6 protein-coding genes are annotated in these 7,444 nt (G+C 69.1%); all 6 read left to right on the forward strand.

Features of this window, described 5'->3' with window-relative positions; genetic code table 11:
• Positions 1 to 140: 140 nt before the first annotated feature.
• A complete protein-coding gene (locus MED01_RS28090; protein ID WP_238671522.1) occupies positions 141 to 1,469 on the forward strand; it encodes an ABC transporter substrate-binding protein in 1,329 nt (442 codons plus the stop codon).
• Positions 1,470 to 1,490: 21 nt separating this feature from the next.
• Positions 1,491 to 2,447 (forward strand): carbohydrate ABC transporter permease, encoded by a 957-nt coding sequence (locus MED01_RS28095; protein WP_238671523.1) that lies wholly within the window; start codon positions 1,491 to 1,493, stop codon positions 2,445 to 2,447.
• Positions 2,444 to 3,325, forward strand: coding sequence for a carbohydrate ABC transporter permease (locus tag MED01_RS28100; RefSeq protein WP_238671524.1), 882 nt, complete (start codon positions 2,444 to 2,446; stop codon positions 3,323 to 3,325). Before MED01_RS28095 ends, MED01_RS28100 begins: the two co-directional genes overlap by 4 nt.
• Entirely contained in the window at positions 3,322 to 5,457 is a 2,136-nt protein-coding gene (locus MED01_RS28105; protein WP_238671525.1) for an alpha-galactosidase, read from the forward strand. Before MED01_RS28100 ends, MED01_RS28105 begins: the two co-directional genes overlap by 4 nt.
• A gap of 104 nt (positions 5,458 to 5,561) precedes the next feature.
• Positions 5,562 to 5,963, forward strand: coding sequence for a YciI family protein (locus MED01_RS28110; protein WP_238671526.1), 402 nt, complete (start codon positions 5,562 to 5,564; stop codon positions 5,961 to 5,963).
• 4 nt (positions 5,964 to 5,967) lie between these two features.
• The gene (locus tag MED01_RS28115) at positions 5,968 to 7,230 is read left to right on the forward strand and encodes an RNA polymerase sigma factor (protein ID WP_274526391.1); all 1,263 of its coding nucleotides are present in this window, start codon (positions 5,968 to 5,970) and stop codon (positions 7,228 to 7,230) included.
• The last annotated feature ends 214 nt before the right edge of the window (positions 7,231 to 7,444 follow it).

Consider the following 7,444-nt stretch of genomic DNA (forward strand, 5'->3'; position numbering starts at 1 on the left):
TAGCTTGAGGCCCCAATGGCCGTTCGTGTTCGCCAATGTGGATTCTCGGTGGATCTCAATGTGCGATCACGACGCCGGACCTGCCTTCACCACACTGACGGCCCTTGGGCGTAGCTCCTTCTCATCCGCAGGAGGCACAGATGTCCCGTCCCCAATCCCAAGCCGAGTACCTGGCTCGGCTCGTACCGCCCTCAGTCGCCGGCATCAACCGACGATCGCTGCTGGCCGGCGCGGCCGGCACCGGCGCGCTGCTCGGCACCGGCCTGCTCGCCGGCTGCGGCGACGACTCCGGCTCCGGCGGGTCCAGCACTGACGTGTCGCTCGGCTCGAACCAGTCCGACCCGAAGCCGAAAGACGTCCTGGTCAAGATCACCGACGGCTTCAAGACCTCATCCGGGGTGCAGGTAGCTGTCAATACGGTCGACCACAACACGTTCCAGGAGAACATCAACAATTACCTACAGGGCAAGCCGGACGACGTGTTCACCTGGTTCGCCGGCTACCGGATGCGCTTCTTCGCGCAGAAGGGCCTGGCCAGTGACATCAGCGACGTGTGGGGCAAGCTCTCCGGCTACTCCGACGCCTTCAAGAAGGCATCCACCGGCGACGACGGCAAACAGTACTTCGTACCGGGGACGTACTACCCGTGGGCGGTCTTCTACCGCAAGTCGGTGTGGCAGCAACGCGGCTACCAGGTGCCCACCACCCTGGACCAGTTCACCGCGCTCGGCGCGCAGATGAAGAGGGACGGCCTCATCCCCATCGCCTTCGCCGACAAGGACGGCTGGCCGGCGATGGGCACCTTCGACATCCTCAACCTGCGCATCAACGGCTACCAGTTCCACATCGACCTGATGGCCGGCAAGGAAGCCTGGACCTCCGACAAGGTCAAGAAGGTCTTCGACACCTGGGCCGGCCTGCTCCCCCTGCACCAGCCGGACAGCCTCGGCCGCACCTGGCAGGAGGCGGCGCAGTCGTTGCAGCAGAAGAAGAGCGGCATGTACCTGCTCGGCCTCTTCGTCGGTCAGCAGTTCAGCAACGACGAGCAGGACGATCTCGACTTCTTCACCTTCCCCGAGATCGACCCGGCCATCGGCGCGAAAGCGCTGGACGCCCCGATCGACGGCTACATGATGGCCCGCAAGCCCAAGAACGAGGACAACGCGCGCAAGCTGCTGGAGTACTTCGGTGGCAAGGCCGCCGCGGACATCAACCTGAAGAACGACCCGGCCGTCCTCGTCGCCAACAGCGGCGCGGACGTCGGCGGCTACACCGCGCTGCAGAAGAAGGCAGCCGAACTGGTCGGGTCGGCCACCGAGATCGCCCAGTTCCTCGACCGGGACACCCGGCCGGACTTCGCCTCGACAGTGATCATCCCGGCGCTCCAGCAGTTCATCAAGAACCCCAAGGACATCGGCGGGCTCACCTCGTCCATTGAGAACCAGAAAAAGTCGATCTTCACTGACTGACGGCGGAAGGGGGAGGACATCGTGTCCGACCTGCCCCTGATCCAAGCGGATCGCGCCGTGCCGCCGCCGGCCGCGACCACCTCCACTGGTGGTCGTCGCCGGCGGCTACGGCTCCTGTCCCGCACCGACCGCGTGGTCATCACGCTGATGGTGCTCGTCCCGCTGCTGCTCGTCACCGGGTTCGTCTGGTTGCCGGCGGCAGCAACAGTGCTGCTCTCCGGCACCAACTGGGACGGCATCGGCCCCCTCAACGAAATTGAGTTCGTCGGCGCACGCAACTACAGCGACGTGGTGAACATCTACCCGCCGTTCGTACCGGCGATCCAACACAACCTGCTCTGGCTGGCAGCGCTCTTCGTGGTCGCCACCCCGTTCGGCATGTTCCTGGCCGTGCTGTTGGACAAGGAACTGCGCGGCAGCCGCTTCTACCAGACAGCGCTCTACCTGCCGGTGGTGCTCTCGCTGGCGCTGATCGGCTTCGTCTGGCAACTGCTCTACTCCCGGGACCAGGGGCTGATCAACGCCGTCTTCGGCAGCACCATCGACTGGTACGGCGACTCGAACGTCAACATCTGGGCGGTCATGGTCGCCTCCGGGTGGCGGCACGTCGGGTACATCATGCTGCTCTACCTCGCCGGCCTGAAGGGCGTCGATCCGTCCCTGCGTGAGGCAGCGGCGGTCGACGGCGCGTCGGAGAGCCGGACGTTCTTCCGGGTCGTGTTCCCGGTCATGCGGCCCATCAACATCATCGTGCTGGTGGTGACAGTGATCGAGTCGCTGCGCGCGTTCGACCTGGTCTGGGTGGTCAACAAGGGCCGCAACGGGCTGGAGCTGATCTCCGCGCTGGTCACCCAGAACGTGGTCGGTGAGGCCAGCCGGATCGGCTTCGGCTCGGCACTGGCAACGATCATGCTGGTCGTCTCGCTGGTCTTCATCACCATCTACCTGGCGACCGTGATGAGGGAGAACCGGGAATGAGCGTGGACACTCCGGTTCGTCGGCGCAAACTGACCCCGCTGCGGATGCTGCTGCACGGCTTCCTCATCGTCGTCTCGCTGGCCTGGCTCTTCCCGATCGCCTGGGCGGTGCTGACCTCGCTGCGCTCGTACGACTACACCGCCGCGAACGGCTACGTCTCCTTCGGCGGCTGGACCTTCGACAACTACGTCACCGCCTGGCGGACGGCGGAGTTCGGGCAGCACTTCCTCAACTCGGTGTACATCACAGTGCCGGCGGTGCTGCTCACCCTCTTCCTCGCCTCCTGCGTGGCGTTCGTCATCGCCCGGTTCAGTTGGAAGCTCAACCTCGTCCTGCTCGGGATCTTCACCGCGGCCAACCTGCTGCCCCAGCAGGCGCTGCTCATCCCGCTGTTCCGGCTGTTCACCGAGGTGCCGCTGCCGGAGTTCATGAGCGACTCGGAGCTGCTCTACGACAGCTACTGGGGCCTGATCCTGATCAACGTGGCCTTCCAGTGCGGCTTCTGCGTCTTCGTACTCAGCAACTACATGAAGGCGCTGCCCCGTGACCTGTACGAGGCGGCGATGGTCGACGGGGCGAGCATCTGGCGACAGTACTGGCAGGTCACCATGCCGCTGTGCCGGCCGGCCCTGGCCGCGCTGGCGACGCTGGAGGTGACCTGGATCTACAACGAGTTCTTCTGGGCCACGGTCCTCATGCGTACCGGCGACAAGTTCCCGGTGACCAGCTCACTCAACAACCTGCGCGGTGAGTTCTTCACCGACAACAACCTGGTCTCGGCGGGCAGCGTGCTCGTCGCGATCCCCACCCTGGTGATCTTCTTTATGCTCCAGCGGCACTTCGTTCGGGGCCTGACCTTGGGAGCCTCCAAAGGATGACGATCCTGCACCTGCGCCGCGCGCGGACCAGCCTGGTGCTCGACGCGCGCGGCCCGGGGCTGCCCCGGATCGTGCACTGGGGCGGCGACGTCGGCGACCTCGACGACGACGGCCTGCGTCAGCTCAGCGACGCGACAGTACCGCCGGTGGTGCCGAGCAGCTTCGACGAGCCGACAATGCTGTCAGTGCTGCCCGAGGCGAGCGCCGGCTGGAGCGGCCGACCGGGCCTGGCCGGGCACCGCGACGGACGAGACTGGTCCACCTCCTTCCGCCTCGACGGGGTGGACGTGCGCGACACCGGCCCCGGCGCGGCGCTGGTGACAGTGCGGGCGTCGGACCCGGCCGCCGGGCTGACTCTGACCATCGAGATCACGCTCGACCCGCACGGCCTGCTGACCGCGCGGCACCGGCTGCGCAACGACGGCGACAGCGCGTACGAGCTGCGGGAGCTGACACCGGTGCTGCCGGTGCCGGCGGTCGCCACCGAACTGCTCGACCTGACCGGCCGGTGGTGCCGGGAACGGTCCCCGCAGCGGCACCCGTGGCAGCACGGCACCTGGGTCCGCGAGGGCCGACACGGCCGTACCGGGCACGACGCCACCCTGCTGCTGGTGGCCGGCACCACCGGGTTCGGCTTCGGCCACGGCGAGGTCTGGGCGGTGCACACCGCCTGGAGTGGCAACCACGTCACGTTCGCCGAACGTCTACCGACCGGCGAGTCCACACTCGGCGGCGGCGAACTGCTGGCCCCCGGCGAGGTCCGGCTCGTCCCCGGCGAGTCGTACGACACTCCACTGCTCTACGCGGTCTGGTCCGACGCCGGGTTGGACGGGCTCAGCGACGTGCTGCACACCCACCTCCGGGCCCGCCCCGGGCACCCGCGCTCCCCCCGCCCGGTCACCCTCAACGTCTGGGAGGCGGTCTACTTCGACCACGACCTGGACCGGCTGCGGGCGCTCGCCGACCGGGCCGCGCAGATCGGCGTGGAGCGGTTCGTGCTCGACGACGGCTGGTTCCGCGGCCGGCGCGACGACACCGCCGGGCTCGGCGACTGGTACGTCGACGAGGGCGTCTGGCCGGACGGCCTGCAACCGCTGATCGAGCACGTCACCGGCCAGGGCCTCCAGTTCGGCCTCTGGGTCGAGCCGGAGATGGTCAACCCCGACTCGGACCTGTTCCGCGCGCACCCCGACTGGTTGCTCGCAGTGCCGGGGCGGCTACCGCCGGCCTGGCGTCACCAGCAGGTGCTCGACCTGGGCCGCCCCGAGGCGTACGACCATGTGCTGGAACGTCTCGACACGCTGCTCACCGACCACCCCGGAATCCGGTACCTCAAGTGGGACCAGAACCGGGACCTCACCGAGGCCGGGCATCATGGCCGCCCTGGGGTGCACGGGCAGACCCTGGCGGTCTACCGGCTCTTCGACGAGTTGCGCAGTCGGCACCCGGATGTGGAGATCGAGAGCTGCTCGTCCGGCGGAGCCCGGGTGGACCTGGCCATCCTGGCGCGTACCGACCGGGTCTGGGCCAGCGACTGCAACGACGCCCTGGAACGGCTCAGCATCCAACGCTGGACGGGGCTGCTGCTGCCACCGGAGCTGATCGGCACCCACGTCGGCCCGGAACGCTCGCACACCACGAACCGCGTACACGACCTGGGTTTCCGGGCGGCGACAGCGCTCTTCGGCCACCACGGCATCGAGTGGGACATCACCTCGATCAGCGCCGCCGAGCAGACCGAGCTGGCCGCCTGGGTGGCGCTGCACAAGCGGCTGCGCCCGCTGCTGCACGCTGGTCGGGTGGTCCGGGTCGATCACCCGGACCCGGCCGTCTGGGCGCACGGCGTTGTCGATCACGACAACACCCGGGCGGTGTACGCGGTGGCCCGGCTGACCACCTCTGTGACGCGGGTGCCCGGCGCGGTGCGGCTGCCCGGCCTCGACCCGGGCCGGCGGTACCGGGTGCGACAGGTGTCGGGCGTAGCGGCCCCGGCGAACATCGACCTGTCCCCGCCCACTTGGCTGGCGGGTGGTCTCACCCTCAGCGGGGCGGCGCTGGCCCGGGTGGGTGTGCAGCTACCCGCCCTGCACCCGGAGCAGAGCCTGGTACTGGAGGTCGACGCCGTCGACTGACAAAATTCTGGAGAATCTTCGGCCGGGGTGTCGAGAACGACGGGGCCTGCTTCTACCTCACTGTGAGAGCACCGACGAGGGTGCGCAGGCGTGAGGAGCACACAATGAAGTACATGCTGCTGATGCAGTTCAGCGCCGCCGGGACCGACTTCCCGAGCATCGACACCTGGACCCAGGACGAGGTCCGGGCGCACATCGCCTTCATGGGCGAGGTCAACGCCAAGCTCACCGCCGCCGGCGAATGGGTCGACGCGCAGGGCCTCGGCGGCCCGCAGCAGGCCCGGATCGTCCGCGCCGGTGAGGGCGGGGCGCCGGTGGTCACCGAGGGGCCGTTCGCCGAGACGAAGGAGTTCCTGGCGGGCTTCTGGATCGTCGACTGTGAGAACCCGCAGCGGGCCGTGGAGCTGGCCGCGCACATCTCCACGGCGCCCGGCCCCGGTGGCCGGCCGCTGAACATGCCGATCGAGGTGCACCCGGTGATGTCCGCCCCTTCGCAGGAGCTGTGAGCGGCTGAACACCGATCCCCGCATCGAGGACCTGCTGCGCGAGTTGGCGCCGCAGGTCCTCGGCGTGCTCAGCCGCCGCTTCGGTGACTTCGCCACGGCGGAGGACGCGGTGCAGGAGGCACTGCTGGCCGCCGCCACCCAGTGGCCGACCGAGGGGCTACCGGCGAACCCCCGTGGCTGGCTGATCCAGGTCAGTTACCGGCGGATGATCGAGCTGGTCCGCGGTGAGCAGGCCAGACGCCGCCGGGAGGACCTGGTCGCCCGCCGGGATCCGGACGACCAGCGGTACGCGCCAGCCCCGGACGAGGAGTTGACCGCCGAGCGGGACGACACGCTGGTCCTGCTCTTCCTCTGCTGCCACCCGGCGCTCGCGCCGACGTCGGCGGTGGCGCTGACCCTGCGCGCCGTCGGTGGGTTGAGCACCGCCGAGATCGCCCGCGCGTTCCTGGTGCCCGAGGCGACGATGGCGCAGCGGATCAGCCGGGCCAAGCAGCGCATCCGGGCATCCGGGCTGCCGTTCCGGATGCCCGAGCTGGCGGAGTGGGCCGACCGGTTGATCGCCGTCCGACAGGTGCTGTACCTGGTCTTCACCGAGGGACACGTCAGCACCACCGGCCCGGACCTACGCCGCATCGACCTCGCGGCGGAGGCGATCCGGCTGACCCGCGCGCTGCACACGCTGCTGCCGAACGACAGCGAATCGGCCGGCCTGCTGGCGTTGATGCTGCTCACCGAGGCACGCGGCCCGGCGCGGACCGGGCCCTCCGGCGAGCTGATCTCACTGGCCGACCAGGACCGCAGCCGCTGGGACGCGACGGCGATCGCCGAGGGCGTCGCACTTGTCACCCGGGCCCTGCCGCGCGGGCCGGTCGGCCCGTACCAGGTACAGGCCGCCATCGCCGCAGTGCACGACGAGGCACCAAGCACCGAGCAGACCGACTGGCCGCAGATCCTGGCGCTGTACGAGGTGCTGGAACGCTTGGCCGCCAGCCCGGTGGTGGCCCTCAACCGGGCCGTGGCGACGGCAATGGTGCACGGACCGGCCGCTGGCCTGGCCGCCCTCGACGCGCTGACCGACGACCCGCAGTTGACCGGACACCACCGGCTGGCCGCCGCCCGCGCCCACCTGCACGAGATGGCCGGTGACCAGGCCCAGGCGATCGCCTGCTACCGGATCGCCGCCGCCCGCACGAGCAGCCGCCCCGAACAGCTCTACCTGACCATGCGGGCAGCCCGACTGGCCACCCAGCCCATTGATCACGAATGACGACAGGGATCAACTGGTCCCGCCCGGTGCGACCCCGGCCGCTTCACCGCCACAGCTGGCAATCTTGGACACTTTCCGTTCCGTCTGAACGGAAAGTGTCCAAGATCTACCCTGCCAGCCCTCTCCCACGCCCTACAGACGCGGCGGCGAGCGGCGGGCGGCGAGCGCGCGAGCGCGCGGCAGCGAGCGGCAGCGAGCGGCGGCGAGCGGCGGC

Origin of the sequence: Micromonospora alfalfae, from assembly GCF_022230925.1 — a bacterium.
Classification (GTDB): domain Bacteria; phylum Actinomycetota; class Actinomycetes; order Mycobacteriales; family Micromonosporaceae; genus Micromonospora; species Micromonospora alfalfae.

Coding starts and splice junctions, on each gene's coding strand:
- MED01_RS28090 (WP_238671522.1), top strand. CDS start 141: ATGTCCCGTCCCCAATCCCAAGCCGAGTACCTGGCTCGGCTCGTACCG.
- MED01_RS28105 (WP_238671525.1), top strand. CDS start 3,322: ATGACGATCCTGCACCTGCGCCGCGCGCGGACCAGCCTGGTGCTCGAC.
- MED01_RS28110 (WP_238671526.1), top strand. CDS start 5,562: ATGAAGTACATGCTGCTGATGCAGTTCAGCGCCGCCGGGACCGACTTC.
- MED01_RS28100 (WP_238671524.1), top strand. CDS start 2,444: ATGAGCGTGGACACTCCGGTTCGTCGGCGCAAACTGACCCCGCTGCGG.